The following is a 19887-nucleotide window of genomic DNA, read 5'->3' as shown; positions in this document are numbered from 1 at the left end:
ATATTTAGCTGACTGATACTAATAGGTCGAGGGCTTGACCAATAAATTTTGGAAATGTTAAAAATTATTCATATGCAATTTTCAGAGAACACTCTGAACTTCATAAAGAAGTACAAGATTCTTACTAAATCACAGATTTAGAGAATCATAGCATCTGGTGATGATGGCGTAGAGGAAACACTCCTTTCCATTCCGAACAGGAAAGTTAAGCTCTACAGCGTCGATGGTACTGCACGGGCGACTGTGTGGGAGAGTAGAACGTTGCCAGGTCTTATAAGGCTCGATAGCTCAGTCGGTAGAGCAGAGGACTGAAAATCCTCGTGTCCCTGGTTCGATTCCTGGTCGAGCCACCAGAGAAAAAGCACTAACTTTAGTTAGTGCTTTTTATTTATTAACTTATAATAAATGAATTAAAACATAATAATCAATATATAAAAGCCCTCTATTTAAAATAGAGAGCTTTTAATAAACTTAATTAGCAATTTTATTTAAGAGCTTCAAGAACTTCTTCTATATGCCCTTTAACTTTAACTTTTCTAAACTCCTTCATCAAGTTACCATTTTCATCAATAATAAAGGTACTTCTTTCTATTCCAAGAGCCTTTCTACCATACATATTCTTTTCTTTAATGACATCATATAATTCACATACAACCTTATCTTCATCACTTAGTAAAACAAATGGAAGATTAAACTTTTCTATAAATTTATTATGTGAATTTAAATTGTCCTTACTAATTCCAAGAACAACTGCATTTAAGTCATTAATTGTAGTTATATTATCTCTAAAGTCACAAGCTTCAGTTGTACAACCAGGAGTGTTATCTTTAGGGTAGAAATATAAAATTACCTTTTTACCTTTATAGTCACTTAGTTTATGAGTTTTTCCATCAGATCCAGCTAAAGAAAAATCTGGAGCTAAACTTCCTATTTCCATATAAAAACCTCCTCTATATATGTTTCAATAAATAATCTATATCTTATGTGCTTATATAACTTTAAGTGGAAATAATTCTGAAGCAGACGATATCACTTGAAAGCATATATATCTTTTAATTTTTACATAAGTTGAGTGTTTAATTTCATGGCCTGAATATTTTACACATGAAATACAAATTAATAAGGTGTATAAACTTATTACAACTTATATATTAACTTAATTATAATACTAATAATAATTATTATCAATAAATAACACAATTTAGATATTTTTATATTAATTACTCAAAGATAGTATATTTTAGAGAAAACTTTGTTATAATGAATTGGATAGTAAATTTAAATTTAAAGGAGAATTATTGATGGAAGATAAAATTTTAGCTACGGTAGCAGGAAAAGAAATTAAGGAATCAGACTTACAAAATGTAATTTCAAGATATCCTGAAGATAGAAGAGCGTACTTTGCAACAGAGGAAGCAAAAAAGCAATTATTAGAGCAATTAGTATCATTTGAACTAATAAATATTTTAGGAAAAGAATTAAAGATTGATGAAACTGAAGAATATAGTGAAAATGTAAGGCAAGCAGAAAAAGATATATTAACTCAACTTACTTTAAATAAATTATTATTAGAAGTAACTGTAACTGAAGAAGATGCGTTAAACTTCTATAATGCTAATAAAGATAAGTTTACTAAAGCTCCTACAGTAACTGCTAAGCACATTTTAGTAGATGATAAAGAATTATGTGATAAAATTAAGAAAGAAATAGATGCTAATGAACTAACTTTTGAAGAAGCTGCTGTAAAATATTCAACATGCCCTTCAAAAGAAGAAGGTGGTAATTTAGGATCTTTCGGTAGAGGAATGATGGTTCCGGAATTCGAAGAAGCTGCATTTAACTTAGATTTAAATGTTGTTAGTGAGCCAGTACAAACTCAATTCGGATATCATTTAATTAAAGTAGAAGATAAGAATGATGGATCAGAAAGCCCATTTGAAGAAGTTAAAGCTCAAATTATAAATAATTTATTACAAGAAGCACAACAAAGAAAATATCTAGATGTTGTTAAAGAGTTAGAAAAGAAGCATGGAGTTACTAGAGCATAGTATAACTTAAAAGATTATTAATAGGTGGATACCAAATTTATTAAGTGTTTGGTATCCACCTATTAATTTAATTAAAGTAATTCATTAAAACTTTGAATATATCTATCAGATAGTTTTATTAAATCTTCTTTCTGATTTTCTGAATTCTTATCATAAACAGAATAAACTGTCATACCAGCGAGTTTAGCACCTTTAACAGCTTGGACAATATCTTCAAAAACTAAACAATCCTCTGGATTAACACCTAATTTTTTAGCTGATAATAAATATATGTCAGGATAATTTTTAGCTTTATTTACTTCTTCAGTAGTAGTTATAGCATCGAAGTAATGGTAAATTTCATGATTCTTTAGTGTAGCTTCTAATAATGGAATAGAATTACTAGTAGCTAAGGCAATTTTAATTCCATTATTTTTTAGGTGATTTAGGTATGGTACAACGCCATCCTTAAGTTTAATAGTTTTAGAATAATGACCTAGGGCCATATTATGCCAAGTATCTATTATATCCGCTATTTCATTATCTATATTAAACATTTTTTTGAAATATACAGCTGTTTCTGTAAGGGTAAGATGAGTTATCTCCTCTTGTAGATTATCAGGAACTTCATATCCAAATCCTTTTAAATACTCTTCATCTATTTGAGTCCATATTCCCATGGAGTCAATAAGAGTTCCATCTAAATCGAATATTACTGCTTTTATATTATTCATTTTATTATTCCTCCATTTTTATATACTAAATATATAGGTTTTAATAAGTAATCTATATTTTGTACCCTATGTTATTTTAATCCCCAAAATAGTTTTGAAAGTAAATTACATTAATTGAAAGCCCATATATAATTTAATTTATATATAAGTTAATAGTGTAATTATCTAACTAAAAAATTTTACATTTGAAATGTAACTTAATAAAATATAAAAATTTATTGTAACTTATATATGAAGATAAATCTATGTTAAAAGTCTTAAAAAAGAATAACAATATCCTTTATATCTCCATATAATGTTTTAAGGACGAATATATGAAGGGGATAGGAGTTATGTGGATATTAGTTTATTGTACGTATATTTCAATAATTCCAATTATATTAATTCTTTGTAATTCTATAGGCTTTAGTGATGAGTTTCAAGAATTTAAAGACTATTTAGATTGCAAATAATATAATTTTATTAATGATGCTTTATTAGGCTAAACTAATTCTTTTTTAGGTATGTTTATAATCTTACCATTTTAGGATAGAATATAGACTAAAATTTTTATAAGGGTATAAAAAAAATCCTCTCAATATTTGAGAAGATTTTTTGCTGTGGTCGGGGTGACAGGGATTGAACCTGCGACCTCATGGTCCCAAACCACGCGCGCTCCCATCTGCGCCACACCCCGAAGTACATTATAATTATAGTAACAATCTTTACTTGTGTCAACAGTTTAGCATAAATTTATTTTACATTGGATAGTAATATTGATAAAATATTTAACAATGAATGTTTAAAAGACATAAAATAAGGCAAGTATTATATTAGGAGGAATAAATGTGAAAATTACAAGTGTAGTTTTAATTTTAGGTAGTTTAGGTTTCATATTCATGGGGTTAGTTTCATTATTAAGTAAGAAGATGCAAGTTTACTTTAAAGAAAGTGGAGTATATAAAGACTCTGAAAAGTTTATGAAATATAATGGTATATTTAATTTAGTTATAGGATCAACAGGTCTTATATTAGGACTCTTAGATATATTCTTATTAGATAAGTCTAGGATATTGATTGTTTTGTACATAATTATGATAGTAGCTGTGTCAGTAATTCAAAAAATTATATTAAAAAAATATAGAAATATTTGAATTAATCTTACTATATGAAAAATGTAGATATAAATTAATAATTATTAAAATATACTTAAATATAAGGGTTTATTTAAAATATTTTAATAAGGATTAATTAACCTGAATATGTATAGAATACATTTACATGCTCTAAATATCTCGATTTTAAAAATTTACCATTGTCCAAGCTTTCCATAAGTGTTATAATGGTAAAGAGTCGTATAGGGAGAGGGGGATGGTCTAAAAAGACCAAACACTTATGAAAAAGAAGATTTTATCAATTGTTATTGCAGGTGCTTTAACATTAACTTCTATAACGCCAGTTTTTGCTACTCCTAATGAGGAAGTTATAGAAAGCCAACAAAAGTATGAAGAATTAAACAGTAAGATAAACGATATACAAGGTGAAATATATAAATTAAATGAAGAAATAGCTCCATTAGCTGAAGATGTTCAAAAGAAGCAAGCAGAAATGGATTCTATTAAGGTAGAAATTGAAAATACTAAGAAAGAAATTGAAGCTTCAAAGGTAGAACTTGAAGAGCAAGAGGAAGTCTTAGGAAAAAGATTAAGAGAGTTATACAAATCAGGCGGACAAGGAAGTTATATAACTTTATTATTTAGCGCTGAAAGCTTTAGTGATCTTATATCTAAGATAGATTCTGCTAGTAGACTTATAAATATAGACAAGAAAATAGTAAAAGAGTTAACAGATAAGCAAGAAAAATTAGATGAAAAGGTTGTATCATTACAAGATAAATCTAATGAAATAGCTAAGCTTACTGAAGAAACAAATAAAGCATTAGCTGAGTTTGAAGATAAGAAAAAGGAACAAGAAGAACTTATTGCAACAGTTAAAGAAGAGCAAAGCAAGTTTGATGCAGAATACTTATCTGTTGCTGAAAGAAGTTTAGTTGATCCACAACTTTCAATACTTGGATCTTCTAATGATCTTGAAAGTCTTAAAAGCGCTATAAGCCAATTAAGAAGCATTAGAGATAATCAACTTAAGAGTCCAACTGTTATAGAAGAAGTAAATAATGCTATAGAAAGTGCAAAAGTAAAAGTTGAAGAGTTACAAGCTCAACAAGAAGCTGCAAATAGACCAAATAGAGGTCAAAGTTCTTCAGCTACAGGTAATGCTATTGTAGACTTTGCTTATACACTTATTGGTACTCAATACGTTTATGGAGCAACTGGTCCAAATGCCTTTGACTGCTCAGGCTTTACAAGCTATGTGTATAGACATGCAGCAGGAATAGAAATTACTAGAACTACTTGGAGTCAATACGGCCAAGGGGTGCCAGTTTCTTATAGTGATTTACAACTAGGAGATTTAGTATTTACTTATGATTTAGGTCACGTTGGAATATATGTTGGCGGTGGCCAATATATACATGCTCCTCAACCAGGAGAAGGTGTAAAAGTATCACCTATTCAAGGTTTCTATGGTGCTAGAAGAATACTTTAATTAAGAAGTTAATAATTAATTAAATATGAGCTCCGTCTTTTAAAGGCGGGGTTCATTTTATGTTACAAGAATATTATGCTATAATTTAGTAGGATTTATTCATTAAAAATAATATTTTTTTTATTTTAAATTACTTATAATAAAGATAAATATAATTTAAATTGTAGAGGTAAATTATGAAGAAAAATATAGAGTTATTATCAGATGAAGCCATAGATGATTTACAATTAGATAACTTATATCTAATTCAAAAAAAACAAGGATTCCGATTTGGAATAGATGCAGTACTGCTTTCAAACTTTGCAAATGTAAAGAATAAGCATAGAGTTATAGATTTATGTACTGGAACGGGGATAGTTCCTTTTTTAATATATGGAAAATATAAACCTAAGGAAGTAGTAGGAATAGAAATACAAGAAGATATGGTAGAGATGGCTATAAGAAGTAGCAAGTATAATGAAATAGAAGATGTTGTTAGTTTTAAGAATGCTGATTTGAAGGATTTAAAGTATTTAAGTTCTCTAGGTACTTTTGATGTAATAACAGTTAATCCACCATATAAATTAAATAACTCTGGTATAGTTAATTTAGATGATAAGCTAGCAATTGCTAGGCATGAAATAATGTGTAGCTTAGAGGATGTAATAGTAGCATCTAGGAAGCTTCTAAAGGATAATGGAAGAATGTTTATTGTACATAGACCTGAAAGGTTAATTGATATTTTTGAGTTAATGAGAAAATATAAGATAGAACCTAAAAGAGTTCAAATGGTTCAACCAAATATAAATAAAGCACCTAATATTGTATTAGTAGAAGGTCAAAGAGATGGTGGAGCATATTTGAAGTGGGAAAAACCTATATATGTTTATAATGAAGATGGAACTTATTCTGAAGAAATAAACAAAATATATGGAAGGGAGAAATAATTATGGAATTAGGAAAGCTATATTTAGTTCCAACTCCTATAGGGAATTTAAAGGATATTACCTTAAGGGCTTTAGAAGTATTGGAATCAGTAGATGAAATAGCAGCAGAAGATACGAGACAAAGCTTAAAACTACTTAATCATTTTGAAATTAAGAAGAGTTTATTTAGTTATCATAAACATAATGAACAGGGAAAAAGCTCTAATATAATTGAAAAGCTTAAGAAGGGTATTAATATTGCTATAATAACAGATGCAGGCACACCTGGAATATCTGATCCTGGAAGCATTATAGTAGAAAAATGCATAGAAGAAGGAATACCTTTTGAAGTATTACCAGGGGCGACAGCAATAACAACAGCACTAGTTTATTCTGGACTAGATACAACGAAATTTATATTTAGAGGGTTTCTTCCAAGAGAGAATAAGGATAGAATTCCTGTTATAGAAGAAGTTAAAAATGCTAGAGATACTTTGATTTTTTATGAGGCTCCTCATAGATTACTTAATACTCTAAGCTTTTTATTAGATAACCTAGGAGATAGAAGTATTGCTGCATGTAGAGAACTTACGAAGCTTCATGAAGAGATTTTTAGAGGTAGTATAACTGATTCAATAAATTACTTTACTGAAAATAGACCAAGAGGTGAGTTTGTACTTGTTATCTCAGGGAAATCTGATGAAGACATTAAGGCAGAAAAGGAATCTCAGTGGATAGATTTAAGTATTGAAGAACATTTAGAAAAGGTTATATCTGAAGGGATAAATAAGAAGGAAGCTATAAAGCTTGTGGCTAAAGAAAGAGGATTAGCTAAAAAGGATGTTTATAAATATTCAACTAATTTATAATTATGTTCACAAAAATATAATAAAAAATATGTTGATTAAATTTTAAAACCCCTATAAATTAATTATAGGGGTTTTAAGCTTAAATTATTATTTCTTTAATTCATTTAAGCAATTTTTACAGATGTTCTTACCTTTGTAGTTAACCACATCTCTTGCATCTCCGCAGAATATACAAGCAGGTTCATATTTCTTTAATATGATTTGCTCACCATCTACATAGATTTCTAACGCATCTTTTTCTGCGATATCTAAAGTTCTTCTTAATTCTATTGGAATAACAATTCTTCCAAGTTCATCTACTCTTCTTACAACTCCAGTTGATTTCATTACACATTCCTCCTTAAAACAAGTTTCGACATCTTGCACCGTCAATATTACTAAAAATGTAATTTAAAGTCAATAGAAATTCTTAAATTTTTTCAAAAAATACATATTCTTTAAAATTATTCATTTATAAATACAATATACTCCCATAATTTAGAAAAGTCAAGGTAATTTAAGCAAATTTCCAAAAAAATAGCAAAAAAATGTAGAATGGCTTGTCTACTAATTTTAGGGGAATACTATACTATAGTAAAGTAATTTTATTAAAAATATATTAATAAAATAAGAAAAAAATGTAAATAATATTAAGGAAGGGCTTTTCTCCATAAATAATTATCAATTTTATTGAGAAAAAGTATTAAAATGTAATTATAGAGGTAAATATAACTTGTAATAAGTTTATATATACTATATAATTTAATTAATAATATAAGTTTAGAGGTGAATGTATATGGTAAAAAAAATAGACACTAACTATATAACAGAAATAGCTGAAGAAATGTCTAACGGGAACATGGTAGGCTATGATGATTTGCCAAAGTATGATCTCTTTTTATCACAAGTTATAGATTTTTTAAATGATAAATTTGTTGAAGATAAATATACAAATAATATTGTTCAAAATTATATAAAAAGTGAAGTAATTAGTAAACCTGAGGACGGTAAAAAAAGAGGTTATACTAAGATTCATTTAGTTCAATTAGTTTTATTAAGTTATATGAGACCAGTTTTGACTACAGAAGAAATCAAGAAGGTATTCAGCTTGGCTTTCAATGAGATTAATGATAGAAGTGATGATATAATATCTTGGGAAAAGGCGTATAAGATATTTTCTGAAACTCAAAGTGAAAGTTTCAAGGACTTTTTAAGCAAACCTGTTGTAGACGAAGAAAAGTTAGATAGTATAATTTCTGAGTTAAATTTAAATGAGACAGATGAAAATAGTATAAGAACTTTTGTAATAGTTATGTCTTTAATTGCTCAAGCTAGTGCAATAAAGAAATTAGTTCAAAAAATGGTTAACGGATATCATTCAGAGTAATTTTAAAAAGTCTCTATTATTGCATATATAATTAGAGGGTGATGTTATGAATGAGATAGTTGAAGTAATTGCTAATATAGGATTCCCTATAGCTATTTCTCTATATCTATTAATTAGAATAGAAGGAAAGCTAGATGGTCTTACTACTAGCATTAACAACTTATCTAACACTATTAATTCAATTAAGTAGTTAAAAAGGGTGGAGCTTTGGAATATATAACTTTATATACATAGCTCCTTTTTATTTTGTATAATTTAATATTAGTCTTATAATATAGTTAAGCAAAATTATAAGGAAGAGTTTTATGAGTAATAAGATAGTAATTAAAGAATCAGTTAGAGGTATAATTGAATATATTTTAAGGACAGGAAGCATAGATGATAGGTTTGTTGGAAGTACCAGGGCTGTAGAGGGTACTATAGCACATCAAAAGCTTCAAAGTAATAATGAAAAGATATATGATAACTATGAAAAAGAAGTAAGGCTTAGTGAAGAGTTTAAAATAGAAGAAGTTACTTTAATTGTTGATGGAAGAGCTGATGGAATTATTATTGAAGATAATAATGTTTATATAGAAGAAATTAAATCTACAATGAAGCCTCTTATTTTGATAGATGAAGATTATAATTTACTTCATTGGGCTCAAGCAAAGTTTTATGCCTATATTTATGCATTTCAAAACAATATGAGTGAAATAAATGTTAGATTAAGTTATTTCAATATCGAGACAGAAGAGGTAAAGAGTTTTAATAAGAAATTTTCTTTTGTAGAACTTAAAAATTATGTTTCTTCAATTATTGAAGAATATAAAAAGTGGGTTATTTTAAAATCTAATTTGATAGAAGATAGAAATAAAAGTATAACAACATTGAAGTTTCCTTTTGAAAAGTATAGATTAGGGCAAAGGGAGCTTGCAAAGGCTTGTTTTAATACAATAAGAGAAAAATCTGTATTATTTGCTCAAGCACCTACTGGGATAGGGAAGACTATATCTACAATTTTCCCGGCTGTTAAAGCCTTAGGCGAAAATAGAGGCGAACGTATAGTATATTTAACTGCAAAAACTATTACTAGAACTGTAGCAGAGGATGCTGTTAAGAGGCTTAAAGATAAAGGTCTTGGTTGTAGAAATATTACTTTGACAGCAAAGGATAAGATTTGTTTTAAGGAGAAATCCATTTGCAATCCTGAAAATTGTGAGTATGCATTGAATTACTATGATAAGGTTAATAACAGTATTTATAATATGTTAAAGGAAGAGGATAACTTTACTAGGGAGACTATAGAAGACTATGCAAGAAAAGAAGGGTTATGTCCTTTTGAATTGTCATTAGATTTAAGCCTGTGGTGTGATGTAATAATATGTGATTATAATTATGCTTTTGATCCAAGAGCAAAATTAAAAAGGTTCTTTGAGGATGATGTGGATAAAAACATATTACTTGTGGATGAAGGACACAACCTTGTGGATAGATCTAGAAGTATGTATAGTGCAGAAATATACAAAGAAAAAATATTAAGTGCTAGTAAAGCTGTAAAGGGTAAAGCACCTAATTTATATAAATGCCTGAATTCTATTAATAAGTATCTTATAGAATTAAGAAAAGAACTTCAAGAGGTAGAAGTTAGTAGTATTTATAAGAAAGAGCAGTATAAGGATTTAACTAAACTTTTAAGGATTTTTATTAGTGAATGTGATGAATACTTAGTGAAAGCAGTAAATACTGAAGGTTATGAAGAAATAAGGGATTTATATTTTGAAATAAGATCTTTTATAGCTATTTCTGAAATATATTCTGAAAAAGAATATGTAACTTTAGTTGAACTTAATAAAAATGATGTTAAAGTAAAGCTGTTTTGTGTGAATCCATCTAAAAATTTATCTAAGATTATTCAAGAGGCACATTCAACTACAATTTTTTCTGCAACATTAACACCAATAAAGTATTATATAGATGTTTTAGGTGGAGATGATAAGAGTTATAGAATGAAGTTACCATCACCTTTTAAAAAGGAGAATTTAAAAGTATATAGCAATCCTCTTAATATGAGATTTAGCCAAAGAGATAATAATATAGATAAGCTTTGTCAATTAATTAATAGATTTAAGGAAGAAGAAGTAGGGAACTATATGGTTTTTCTACCATCATATCAATATTTAGATAAGTTATATTCAAGATATTGTGAGCTTTATGGCGATAAAAATACTATTTGTCAAAATGAAGTATTAAGAGAAGAAGAAAGAGTTGAATTTCTTAATAACTTTAAAGAAGATAGTAATATATTAGCTTTTTGTGTAATTGGAGGAGTTTTCTCAGAAGGAATAGATTTGCCTGGAAAGAGATTGATTGGGTGTATTATAGTAGGAGTTGGATTTCCTAGGATATCAAATGAAGGTGATATAATAAGAAATTATTATGAGGATAATGGATTTGACTATGCATATATATATCCAGGTATTAATAAGATTATGCAGGCTGCTGGTAGGGTAATTAGAACTGAAGAGGATAAGGGGCGAATACTTCTTATAGACGATAGGTATTCAACAATAAAATATAAGAGCCTATTACCTACAGAATGGGAACTTTAGTCATAAAATGCGAAGCATTTTATTAATGAAAGAATTAAAAAATTAAAGAATGAAGAAATGCTAATAAAAATCTTTAAAGATTTTATTAGATAATTTATAAATAAAGGAGGTTTTGCATAGCAAAACCTCTTCCTTCATTCTTTCATTTTTTCATTCTCTTAATTTTTTCATTTTAAAACTATTTAATATATAAGTTGTAGCTTGCTGTAAATTCACTTCCTATAGATAATTTTTCTATAGCAGCTTTTTCTGTGATATCACCATTGAAATCAGCAAAGTCTGCATGACCATACCAAGGCTCAAGACATACAAAGGGTGCACCAGCAGGCTTAGTCCATATTGCTAAATATGGGAAGCCTGTAAAGTCCATAGATAATTCTCTATTATTTTTATTAGATTTAAGAGTGATCAAATTAGACTTTAGATTTTTAAATACTATGGCATCGTTTTTAAATAAATCTAAATTAAGATTTATAATACTTTCATCTTTTAAAAATTCAGATTCTGTATTTGAGAAATAACCTGTATTAGAATCTAAATTCATTATTTTAGCATTTTCTTTTTTATTAAATTCAAAGTAATAATCTTCAAAGTTTTCATTTTCAAATAATGGACACATAAAGGCAGGGTGACCACCTATTGAAAAATAAATATCCTTATCATCTAAGTTCTTAACAGAATATCCAACCTTTACTCCATTTTCAAGAAGTTCATAAGAAAGCTTTAATGAAAATTTATATGGATATACTTTTAAAGTTTCTTCTGACCATAATAGTTCAAAAACTACATGATTCTCATCTTTCTCAATCATTTTGAATTCTTTAGTTCTTGCAAGTCCATGTTGAGGAAGCTCATACTCTTTATTTTCAGCTATGTACCTTCCGTTTTTCACCTTACCCACAATTGGAAAAAGGATAGGAGAGTGATATTTCCAATGTGCCTCATTACCATTCCATAAAAACTCTAAATTATCTTTTTTACTTGAAAGACTATTAAGTTCTCCACCAAAAGTACTTGCAACAATTTGCACATTTTTGTTTTCTAAAGTATATTTCATATTAAAAACTCCTTTCATACATACTAACCTATTAAAAATTATACTATAATGGATATTAATTAGAAAGAATTTTGGTATAATTATAAATTGTTATATAGTTTATTAGCAATAAAAGAGATTTACAAGTTGATAAATATTAACATAAAAATATAATAGATGAGTATCATAGATAAAGTAATATGATATAGATTATAATAATAGTAATTAATGTGGATTAATAGAGATGTGGTGATTAAATGAATAATGAAAATATAAATAGTAAGTCTCTTTTAGATAAAATAGTATTTTTTATAGTAAAAGTGAATAATGATGATATCTTTGCCTTAGGAGCACAACTTGCATACTATCTAATGCTATCATTTTTTCCATTTTTACTTTTCCTATTAACTATAGTAGGGTTTAGCAGACTTAATACAGCGGAAATTTTAGGTGGGCTTAGTACTATTTTACCAATAAGTGTGTATGGGTTAATTGAAACAACAGTTGTTGAAGTTGTAGAAACACAAAATGCTGGATTATTAGGAGCTTCTTTAATTTTAACGATTTGGTCTGCTTCTTCTGGATTTAGAGCAGTAATAAAAGGTTTAAATAAAGCATATGATATAAAAGAAAAAAGAACTTTTATAAAAAGAGTTATTGTAGGGATTGTATTTACCCTTGCATTAGTTTTAGTAATAATGCTTACTTTGGCCATGCTAGTTTTTGGAGAAATACTAGGAGAGCAATTACTTAAAATTGTTCCTTTTAAGGAAGTTATTAAGAGTATATGGAATATAAGTAGATATATTATAGTAGTATCTATGATGGTTTTAATTTTTGCTTCTATTTATAGATATACTCCAGCGAAGAAAGTTCCATGGAGAGAAGTTTATCCTGGTGCAATAGTAAGTACCTTAGGATGGATAATAGTTTCTTTAGGCTTTTCATATTATATAAACAATATAGCTAATTACTCTAGGTTATATGGAAGCGTAGGGGCAGTCTTTATTCTTATGACATGGTTATATATAACCTCAATAATTCTTATATTAGGAGCAGAAATTAATTCTGTATTTAGAATAGGAGTTAAAAAATAATAAATTTTATTAAATATGAATAGAAAATGCCTAACTGGATATAATCAAAGAAGAAATATTCAGGAGGTGTAAGTAATGAATAAAATTGTATTATTAGGAAGATTAATAAGGGACCCTGAACTTAGAAGCCTTGAAGATAGCAATAAGGTTTTTACAAAATTTATTATTGCTGTAGATAGAAACTTTAAGTCTCAAGATGGAACGAGAAAGGCTGATTTAATACCTGTTACCATTTGGGGCAGGAAGGCAGAAGTAGTATGCCAGTATATGAGAAAAGGAAGTTTCATTAGCTTAAGTGGAAGATTAAGAACAGGTAGCTATGAAGATAAAGATGGAAGTAAAAAATATATCGCCGAAGTAGTAGCTGAAGATTTTAAGTTTGTAGGAAATAGAAGAAATGAAAGAGATGAAAGTTCTTACGAAGAAGACTTAAATAAAGAAGATTTAAATAAAACAGCAAGTAATTAAGCTTAAAATATAAATTTAAATAAATAGTGAAAAGGGATTGTCTAAATATAAGACAGTCCCTTTTTATTATTTTTATAAATGTAATTAGTAAGCTTAAACATTATAATAGAGAAAATAATAATTCAGTTTAAATTCATTATTAAAGAATCAATTATTAACTAAAGAAAACTATTAAATAATATATAATTAAAACTATTTTATTCTAGTAATTTGGAACAAATTATATCCTTAATTGATCATTGTTAATTATTAATTGTCAATTGAAAAAGAGGCTGCAAGCAGCCTCTTTTAAATAGTTCCTTTAGATAAAACGGTAGCTTTATTTTCTCTATTTTGAATACCTTGAATTATTTTAACTGAAGAATTTATATCTCCAATTAAGATACCACCAACAAGAATATTATTACTAAAGAATAATTTAGCATATTTATTATTTAAGCTATCAACATAACCTACTTTTTCTAAGGCTGGATCATCAAAGTTAACTGTACCTGCAGAGAATACTTGAGTATTCATAGCTTGGAATACTGTTGAAGATACGAATTTTTCAAATTTAATCTTATCTCCAGTAGCATTAGCTCCAGCAACTTTACCCATTTCTATTGCAGCTGGCCAGTTACCATAATAAACTCCATCATACTCAGCAACATCACCACAAGCAAAGATATCTTCAGAGTTTGTCTTCATATATTCATCAACAATAATACCTCTATTACAATTGATTCCTATAGGCTGAGCTATAAAGATGTTAGATCTTACCCCTACAGAGAAGATTATAGTATCAGCTTCAATTTCTTTACCACTCTTTAATTTTACTGATTTAACACTATTAGAATCAGCATTAATATAATCAACTGCTTCGCCTAAAAGAACCTTAACAGGAGTCTTATTAACAAGACTTTCAAATAATGCAGATCCATCACTATCTAATTGACGAGGAAGCATTCTTTCTGCTAATTCTACAACAGTAACATTTATATTACGTTTTTGAACTTCCCAAGCAGCTTCTAAGCCAAGTAATCCGCCACCGATAATTAAAACATTTTTAGAATCACTTAAATCTTCCTTTAATGCATTAACATCACATAACTTCTTAATAGTATGGATTCCATTTACACTATTATAAGTCCAGGAGTTAATTTCAGTTTCTGAGCCATCGATAAGTACCTTAGTAGGTGGAACAAAGTTGTAGCTTCCGTTTGCTAAGATCAACTTATCATAACGAATACCATGCCCATTATCTAATTTTACAGTCTTAGTTTTCTTATCTATAGTATTAACATTAGCACCTAAGATTTCTATAATACTATTCTCTTTATACCAGTTAGATCTAGCTAAATAGAATGATTCAGTTATTTCTTCAGTTATTAAATCTGAAAGTTGAGTTCTAACATAAGAGTGAGTGTCTTCATTAGAAACTAATTTAATTATAGCACTAGCATTTCTTTCTTTGATTGCTTTAGCGGCGTAGAATCCAGCAGCACCATTACCTATAATTACATAGGTTTCTTCTTTATCTATAGAGTAAGTAGTAACTTCTCTCTTAATTTCAATAAATTGATCACTACCAGCCCCACATACTGGACAAATTTCAGGAACTTCTTCAGATTCGAATATTTCTCCACAAATCATACATTTCCATAGTTTTAATCCACCACCAGTAGAAGGTGCAGCTACTTCAGTTTTAGGTTCTTCCTTAATTGGTTCTTTTGTACCTAGTAAAACTTCACCAAATCCTAAACCATATTCAAAAGCTTCATTTAACTCAGTATCAGAAGGTTTAAAGTTTATCTTTAAGGCTGGACCATATGATTTCATATTTAATTCTTTTAATCTTGTTTCCATTCTAGGAATAGCCTCACCACTCCAACCATAAGAACCAAAAGCAGCACATAGTTTTCCACCATGAACTATAGGGTTAAGTTTAGATAAAACATCACGAATAGGTTCTAATAATTCTCCAACTATTGTAGGTGAACCACATAGTAAACCTTCAGACTCGCCGATACTATTGACTATATCAGCAATTTCATGATGAATTACGTTGAATAATCTAACTTCTATGTTACCAGCAGCTTCAATACCTCTGGCTATTTCCTTAGCTAATGATTCTGTATATCCATAAGCGGAAACATATGGTATTGTAACAAACTTCTTACCATCAGCAGGAGCTTCTTGTGGAGTACTCCAAGTTCTATAGTATTCAACGATTTCCCATGGGTTTTCAACTAAAACCGGACCATGACCAGGTAAAATCATATCGATATCTAAATTCTCAATCTTTTTAATTGCGTTTAATACGTAAGTTTTATATGGTCCAAAAATACAATCGAAGTAGTATTTTAATGCTTCCATATAGTCTTCTTTACTTTCTACATTACTATTTAAAATAGCTTCAGAAGAATAGTGTGAACCAAATGAGTCACATGTAATTAAAACATCATCTTCTGGAATATATGTGTATATAGAGTCTGGCCAGTGTAAGAATGGAGCAGAGATAAATTCCAGAGTTTTATTTCCTAAACTAATTGTATCTCCATCACCAACAGTAATTGATTCAAAATCTCTATTTGCAATTTGTTTCATAAACTTAATTGCAGGAGCAGAACCAACAACTTTAGCAGTTGGTGAAATTTCTAACAACTTAGCCACTGATCCGGCGTGATCTGGTTCAGTATGATCTACAACAATATAATCAATTTTCGTTATATCTACATCTAAATCTTTTAATCTTTCTATATATTGATCAAAGAATTCAACTTTAACTGTTTCGAATACAGCTGTTTTTTCACTTCCCTTAACCACATAGGAGTTATAGCTTGTACCGTAAGGTGTATACATAATAATATCAAAAATTCTTAAATTTGGGTCAAGAGCTCCTACCCAATGAATATCTTTTTTTAGTTCTAATGACTTCAAAACTAACACCTGCCTTTAAATTAATATTAATTAATAACTATTATTATAAAATTATTATATGTCTAATTATTAACAATATCAATAATAATTTAAAATATTTTACAATTAGTTTGTAAATAATTAAGATTCTTTTTGGAGAATACTCATTTTTTGCTATTAAAACGAATACAAAATTAATATTTCAAAATAATACATTTATTCGTATATTTTTAAGTTATTAAAAAAGCAAAGTTACATTTTTCTTAGTTTAAAAGGAATAATATGTAATTTTGAAAATACTTACAATAAAAAGTTTATATAAATTAAATATTTTATAAAAAGAAATTTTTAAAATGTGAATTTTGTAGAAATGTAAGGAAATATTTTATAAGCAGTAAAACACAGTTTGACATAGTTTTGATATTTTCTGTGATATTGTTTTAAATGTAGATATTAAAGGCATTATTTAAGAATTAACGATAGAAGGAGTGAATAATAATGAAGGTTGTTAATAGTTTATACAGTAGTTTCAAAGATGAAGAGAAGGAAATAAAGTACTTATATAGGCTTACAGAAGAATCTTATTTAAATGGACAAGCATTTGGTATCGAGGTAGAGAGACAAGATATAGTCGATGGAAATGTAATAGCCATTGAAAGAGATTATATTGGTAAAATATCTAATATAGAAGATAAGGTTAGGGAGTTATTATCATTAGTTCATAACTATCAAGTATCACCTGTTCACTTAGTTGACATATTAGGGGAATATGTTGACAACTATGTAATGGATTTTAATTAGGTATAGTTTAATTACTTCTATTTTAGAATGAGTACTTTATAGAGTGTCCTGAATTATAATATACTTATTACAACTTATAAATATAGGAAATAAAATTACAAGTATAGTAAAATATATTATAAGGAGTGATTTTATGATTTTAGGAATAGGTACAGACATTATTGAAATCGAAAGAATTAAAAGTGCAGTAGAGAAGACTAGTGGGTTTCTTGAAAATATATTTACTGACAAAGAACTTGAAATGTTTAAATCAAGGAATATGAGATTTGAAGTTATAGCTGGAAATTTTGCAGCTAAGGAAGCAATAAGCAAAGCTTTAGGAACTGGAGTTAGAGGATTCTCATTAAGAGAAATAGAGGTTTTAAGAGATGAACTAGGTAAACCTATAGTTTTATTAAGTAAAAATATTTCTAATATAATTAATAAGGATTATAAACTGAATTTATCTATATCACATAATAAAAGTAACGCAATAGCTTTTGCAGTATTGGAGGAAGTAGTATAAAGATAATTAATTCGGTAGGAAAAGTTTTAATGCTTTATGCAAATATAAATAATGGTGGATATGGATTAGTTATAGCAAGAAAGTTAATAATATTATATTTTCAGTGGGTAAAAGAGCCTTTATAATGGCTAATGTGTCTTTTAACTTTAAAGTAATGGTTTATAGTATAAGATATTAAGCTGTTTAGAGAGGATAGGGGTTCTTAAGTATCCAAAAAGAGAGTAGTATTCTATTAACAGAAATATATCATTGTTGATAACTGATAGAGATGGTATTTACATAAATTAAGCATTAAAATTATCCACTTAAAAGATTGTGTTACAATATTATGCAAATGTGAATTGAGGGACAAGAATATAGAGTAAATTAATTGATAAAATACTATGCTGCAGGTTTAGAAGTTATGAAAAATATACTTAAGGTTATGAACTCTATGAATAAATGTTAACAAAATCTAATAATAGTAATAATGAGTAATTTATAAGAGGAGTATATATGAAAAGAAAATTATTACTAGGATTTTTAGTATCTATACCTGTAATCTTGATATCTATAGTTATTATATTGAGATTAACAGCACAGCCATCTAATGAAGAATTAATAGAAAGATTAAAGGAAATAAAAGCTTATACAACTGATGTAGAGTTTGTAATTATGAATTCAAGGGATGAAGAAAGACAAGAAACTAAGCAATATTACATAAAAGATACTGGTGGAAGAATAGATTTTGGTGAAGAGAGAACTAAAATATATAAGGATGATAAAATTTTAGTTAAAGACAATATTTCAAATAAAGAGCTCTATATGGAAGAAGCAATGGATGATTTATATTCTTTAAGTTTTTTAAATAATTTATTATCTTATCCTATTGATAGTGAAGGAATAAAAGAAGGACAAGAAGAATGGGGAGACACTGAATATATAGAATTTACAAGTGAATTATTTCTAAACAACTATAATTTAAATAAAGCAAAGGTTTTTATAGATAAAAATGAAAGAATACCTATTGGAGTTATAATCTATGATAGAAATAATAAGGATAGAGTGAGAATAGTCTATAAAAATTTTGAAAAGTTAAAGCAGTTAGATCAAGAATTTTTAAATTAAAATAACCAGTTCAATATTTAAAATTATTACAATTATATTTTAAAAAATAGTGTACATAAGCATGTAGGGGTTTACGAGAGGGATATAAATATTTGAATAGATAAAATTATATAAATTAAATAAATAATCGAAAAATTCAACATAAGTTTTGACAAAGAGGCGTAATTTGCAATATAATTAATTCATACATAGATTTTTTTACTACCTGGAGGCAAATTATGTCTAAAAAAGTCAATAATATTCGATTTTCAAAAAAAGTCGCAAAAATTAAAAAAAACAGTCAATTTCTTGATTATTCTTTAATAGAATATAATGAAGGTCAATTAAATATGGATATTTTTAAAATTATGAAGGAAGGCTACGAAGAGATGGCTAAAATTAATTTAGAGCTTTCACAGCTTCCTTTTGAGTGCGAAAACGCAAATATTGATGAATATGAGAACTGGCTTTGCGGAGTGTGATATTTCTAATGACAAATATGGTAGTAAAAAGAGGGGATATTTTTTATGCAGATTTAAGCCCAGTAATAGGATCAGAGCAAGGTGGAATTAGACCAGTTATAATAATTCAAAATGATATTGGTAATAAGTATAGCCCAACAGTAATTGTTTCGGCTATAACTTCTCAAATAAACAAAGCTAAATTACCAACACATGTTGAGATTTCATCTGAGGAATATGGTTTAAATAGAGACTCTGTAGTATTATTGGAACAATTAAGAACCTTAGATAAGAAGAGGTTAAAAGAAAAAATAGGTCATATGACAGATTCAGATATGAAAAAGGTTAATAAAGCTTTATTAATTAGCTTGAGTTTAGCATAAAAAGTAGTACTAAATAAGAATTTTGGTTAATAATCGAGTATATTAAATACTTAAGAAACCCGTAAGGGTTTCTT

Annotated in this window: 20 protein-coding genes, 2 tRNA genes and 1 rRNA gene; 17 read left to right on the top strand and 6 right to left on the bottom strand. The window is 27.9% G+C overall.

Annotated features, from left to right (window positions below; all coding sequences use genetic code 11):
* Positions 1–153 precede the first annotated feature (153 nt).
* Positions 154–270, top strand: a 5S ribosomal RNA gene (rrf, locus tag E5347_RS13215).
* Between the two features lie 7 nt (positions 271–277).
* Positions 278–353: transfer RNA gene (locus E5347_RS13210), tRNA-Phe, on the top strand.
* Between the two features lie 131 nt (positions 354–484).
* On the opposite strand, the gene bcp is transcribed toward E5347_RS13210, so the two are convergent.
* Positions 485–937, bottom strand: coding sequence for a thioredoxin-dependent thiol peroxidase (gene bcp, locus E5347_RS13205; protein WP_136007699.1), 453 nt, complete (start codon positions 935–937; stop codon positions 485–487).
* Positions 938–1301: 364 nt separating this feature from the next.
* On the opposite strand from bcp, the gene E5347_RS13200 reads away from it, so the two are divergent.
* Complete coding sequence (locus E5347_RS13200; RefSeq protein ID WP_136007698.1) at positions 1302–2048, top strand: peptidylprolyl isomerase; 747 nt, start codon at positions 1302–1304, stop codon at positions 2046–2048.
* Between the two features lie 71 nt (positions 2049–2119).
* On the opposite strand, the gene E5347_RS13195 is transcribed toward E5347_RS13200, so the two are convergent.
* Both E5347_RS13195 and E5347_RS13190 read right to left on the bottom strand, forming a co-directional pair.
* On the bottom strand, positions 2120–2761 hold the full coding sequence (locus E5347_RS13195; protein WP_136007697.1) for an HAD family hydrolase: 642 nt from the start codon (positions 2759–2761) through the stop codon (positions 2120–2122).
* Positions 2762–3361: 600 nt separating this feature from the next.
* Positions 3362–3437 (bottom strand) — tRNA-Pro (locus E5347_RS13190).
* 151 nt (positions 3438–3588) lie between these two features.
* On the opposite strand from E5347_RS13190, the gene E5347_RS13185 reads away from it, so the two are divergent.
* The 4 genes from E5347_RS13185 to rsmI all read left to right on the top strand — a co-directional run bounded on the left by E5347_RS13185 (position 3589) and on the right by rsmI (position 7121).
* Entirely contained in the window at positions 3589–3894 is a 306-nt protein-coding gene (locus E5347_RS13185; RefSeq protein ID WP_136007696.1) for a hypothetical protein, read from the top strand.
* A 241-nt stretch (positions 3895–4135) separates the two neighbouring features.
* On the top strand, positions 4136–5347 hold the full coding sequence (locus tag E5347_RS13180; protein WP_136007695.1) for an NlpC/P60 family protein: 1212 nt from the start codon (positions 4136–4138) through the stop codon (positions 5345–5347).
* A 176-nt stretch (positions 5348–5523) separates the two neighbouring features.
* Entirely contained in the window at positions 5524–6273 is a 750-nt protein-coding gene (locus tag E5347_RS13175; protein ID WP_136007694.1) for a tRNA1(Val) (adenine(37)-N6)-methyltransferase, read from the top strand.
* A gap of 2 nt (positions 6274–6275) precedes the next feature.
* Positions 6276–7121 carry a 16S rRNA (cytidine(1402)-2'-O)-methyltransferase gene (rsmI, locus tag E5347_RS13170; RefSeq protein ID WP_136007693.1) on the top strand — a complete coding sequence of 282 codons (846 nt, stop codon included), beginning with the start codon at positions 6276–6278 and terminating at the stop codon, positions 7119–7121.
* Positions 7122–7208: 87 nt separating this feature from the next.
* On the opposite strand, the gene E5347_RS13165 is transcribed toward rsmI, so the two are convergent.
* Entirely contained in the window at positions 7209–7448 is a 240-nt protein-coding gene (locus E5347_RS13165; protein WP_016207519.1) for an AbrB/MazE/SpoVT family DNA-binding domain-containing protein, read from the bottom strand.
* A 448-nt stretch (positions 7449–7896) separates the two neighbouring features.
* On the opposite strand from E5347_RS13165, the gene E5347_RS13160 reads away from it, so the two are divergent.
* From E5347_RS13160 to E5347_RS13150, 3 genes are all read left to right on the top strand, one after another.
* Positions 7897–8487 carry a DUF1836 domain-containing protein gene (locus E5347_RS13160; RefSeq protein WP_136007692.1) on the top strand — a complete coding sequence of 197 codons (591 nt, stop codon included), beginning with the start codon at positions 7897–7899 and terminating at the stop codon, positions 8485–8487.
* A gap of 46 nt (positions 8488–8533) precedes the next feature.
* Positions 8534–8677, top strand: coding sequence for a YvrJ family protein (locus E5347_RS13155; RefSeq protein ID WP_136007691.1), 144 nt, complete (start codon positions 8534–8536; stop codon positions 8675–8677).
* 115 nt (positions 8678–8792) lie between these two features.
* Positions 8793–11078, top strand: a complete 2286-nt coding sequence (locus tag E5347_RS13150) for an ATP-dependent DNA helicase (RefSeq protein WP_136007690.1) — start codon at positions 8793–8795, stop codon at positions 11076–11078.
* 178 nt (positions 11079–11256) lie between these two features.
* Here the strand turns inward: E5347_RS13150 and E5347_RS13145 are convergent, their stop codons facing one another.
* The gene (locus E5347_RS13145) at positions 11257–12135 is read right to left on the bottom strand and encodes an aldose 1-epimerase family protein (protein WP_136007689.1); all 879 of its coding nucleotides are present in this window, start codon (positions 12133–12135) and stop codon (positions 11257–11259) included.
* Positions 12136–12371: 236 nt separating this feature from the next.
* On the opposite strand from E5347_RS13145, the gene E5347_RS13140 reads away from it, so the two are divergent.
* Together E5347_RS13140 and E5347_RS13135 are read left to right on the top strand one after the other, a co-directional pair.
* The gene (locus tag E5347_RS13140) at positions 12372–13211 is read left to right on the top strand and encodes a YihY/virulence factor BrkB family protein (protein WP_136007688.1); all 840 of its coding nucleotides are present in this window, start codon (positions 12372–12374) and stop codon (positions 13209–13211) included.
* Between the two features lie 75 nt (positions 13212–13286).
* Positions 13287–13679, top strand: a complete 393-nt coding sequence (locus E5347_RS13135; protein ID WP_136007687.1) for a single-stranded DNA-binding protein — start codon at positions 13287–13289, stop codon at positions 13677–13679.
* Positions 13680–13967: 288 nt separating this feature from the next.
* On the opposite strand, the gene E5347_RS13130 is transcribed toward E5347_RS13135, so the two are convergent.
* Positions 13968–16598, bottom strand: coding sequence for an FAD-dependent oxidoreductase (locus tag E5347_RS13130; protein ID WP_136007686.1), 2631 nt, complete (start codon positions 16596–16598; stop codon positions 13968–13970).
* Positions 16599–17075: 477 nt separating this feature from the next.
* Between E5347_RS13130 and E5347_RS13125 the strand changes: the two genes are divergently transcribed.
* The 5 genes from E5347_RS13125 to E5347_RS13105 all read left to right on the top strand — a co-directional run bounded on the left by E5347_RS13125 (position 17076) and on the right by E5347_RS13105 (position 19813).
* Positions 17076–17378 (top strand): DUF6514 family protein, encoded by a 303-nt coding sequence (locus E5347_RS13125; RefSeq protein ID WP_136007685.1) that lies wholly within the window; start codon positions 17076–17078, stop codon positions 17376–17378.
* A 133-nt stretch (positions 17379–17511) separates the two neighbouring features.
* On the top strand, positions 17512–17883 hold the full coding sequence (acpS, locus tag E5347_RS13120; RefSeq protein ID WP_136007684.1) for a holo-ACP synthase: 372 nt from the start codon (positions 17512–17514) through the stop codon (positions 17881–17883).
* Between the two features lie 495 nt (positions 17884–18378).
* Positions 18379–18990 (top strand): germination lipoprotein GerS-related protein, encoded by a 612-nt coding sequence (locus tag E5347_RS13115; RefSeq protein WP_136007683.1) that lies wholly within the window; start codon positions 18379–18381, stop codon positions 18988–18990.
* Between the two features lie 218 nt (positions 18991–19208).
* Positions 19209–19451, top strand: coding sequence for a hypothetical protein (locus E5347_RS13110; protein ID WP_136007682.1), 243 nt, complete (start codon positions 19209–19211; stop codon positions 19449–19451).
* A gap of 8 nt (positions 19452–19459) precedes the next feature.
* Positions 19460–19813, top strand: a complete 354-nt coding sequence (locus E5347_RS13105; RefSeq protein WP_136007681.1) for a type II toxin-antitoxin system PemK/MazF family toxin — start codon at positions 19460–19462, stop codon at positions 19811–19813.
* Positions 19814–19887: the final 74 nt, after the last annotated feature.

It is taken from the genome of Clostridium sartagoforme (assembly GCF_004794105.1).
In the GTDB taxonomy this organism is placed as follows: Bacteria; Bacillota; Clostridia; order Clostridiales; family Clostridiaceae; genus Clostridium; species Clostridium sartagoforme_B.
This window is presented reverse-complemented; position numbering and strand designations above follow the sequence as displayed.

What these genes read in the sequence shown, in the direction of transcription:
- bcp (WP_136007699.1), bottom strand. Translation starts at nt 937, where the DNA reads ATGGAAATAGGAAGTTTAGCTCCAGATTTTTCTTTAGCTGGATCTGAT.
- E5347_RS13200 (WP_136007698.1), top strand. Translation starts at nt 1,302, where the DNA reads ATGGAAGATAAAATTTTAGCTACGGTAGCAGGAAAAGAAATTAAGGAA.
- E5347_RS13195 (WP_136007697.1), bottom strand. Translation starts at nt 2,761, where the DNA reads ATGAATAATATAAAAGCAGTAATATTCGATTTAGATGGAACTCTTATT.
- E5347_RS13180 (WP_136007695.1), top strand. Translation starts at nt 4,136, where the DNA reads ATGAAAAAGAAGATTTTATCAATTGTTATTGCAGGTGCTTTAACATTA.
- E5347_RS13175 (WP_136007694.1), top strand. Translation starts at nt 5,524, where the DNA reads ATGAAGAAAAATATAGAGTTATTATCAGATGAAGCCATAGATGATTTA.
- rsmI (WP_136007693.1), top strand. Translation starts at nt 6,276, where the DNA reads ATGGAATTAGGAAAGCTATATTTAGTTCCAACTCCTATAGGGAATTTA.
- E5347_RS13165 (WP_016207519.1), bottom strand. Translation starts at nt 7,448, where the DNA reads ATGAAATCAACTGGAGTTGTAAGAAGAGTAGATGAACTTGGAAGAATT.
- E5347_RS13160 (WP_136007692.1), top strand. Translation starts at nt 7,897, where the DNA reads ATGGTAAAAAAAATAGACACTAACTATATAACAGAAATAGCTGAAGAA.
- E5347_RS13155 (WP_136007691.1), top strand. Translation starts at nt 8,534, where the DNA reads ATGAATGAGATAGTTGAAGTAATTGCTAATATAGGATTCCCTATAGCT.
- E5347_RS13150 (WP_136007690.1), top strand. Translation starts at nt 8,793, where the DNA reads ATGAGTAATAAGATAGTAATTAAAGAATCAGTTAGAGGTATAATTGAA.
- E5347_RS13145 (WP_136007689.1), bottom strand. Translation starts at nt 12,135, where the DNA reads ATGAAATATACTTTAGAAAACAAAAATGTGCAAATTGTTGCAAGTACT.
- E5347_RS13140 (WP_136007688.1), top strand. Translation starts at nt 12,372, where the DNA reads ATGAATAATGAAAATATAAATAGTAAGTCTCTTTTAGATAAAATAGTA.
- E5347_RS13135 (WP_136007687.1), top strand. Translation starts at nt 13,287, where the DNA reads ATGAATAAAATTGTATTATTAGGAAGATTAATAAGGGACCCTGAACTT.
- E5347_RS13125 (WP_136007685.1), top strand. Translation starts at nt 17,076, where the DNA reads ATGAAGGTTGTTAATAGTTTATACAGTAGTTTCAAAGATGAAGAGAAG.
- acpS (WP_136007684.1), top strand. Translation starts at nt 17,512, where the DNA reads ATGATTTTAGGAATAGGTACAGACATTATTGAAATCGAAAGAATTAAA.
- E5347_RS13115 (WP_136007683.1), top strand. Translation starts at nt 18,379, where the DNA reads ATGAAAAGAAAATTATTACTAGGATTTTTAGTATCTATACCTGTAATC.
- E5347_RS13110 (WP_136007682.1), top strand. Translation starts at nt 19,209, where the DNA reads ATGTCTAAAAAAGTCAATAATATTCGATTTTCAAAAAAAGTCGCAAAA.
- E5347_RS13105 (WP_136007681.1), top strand. Translation starts at nt 19,460, where the DNA reads ATGACAAATATGGTAGTAAAAAGAGGGGATATTTTTTATGCAGATTTA.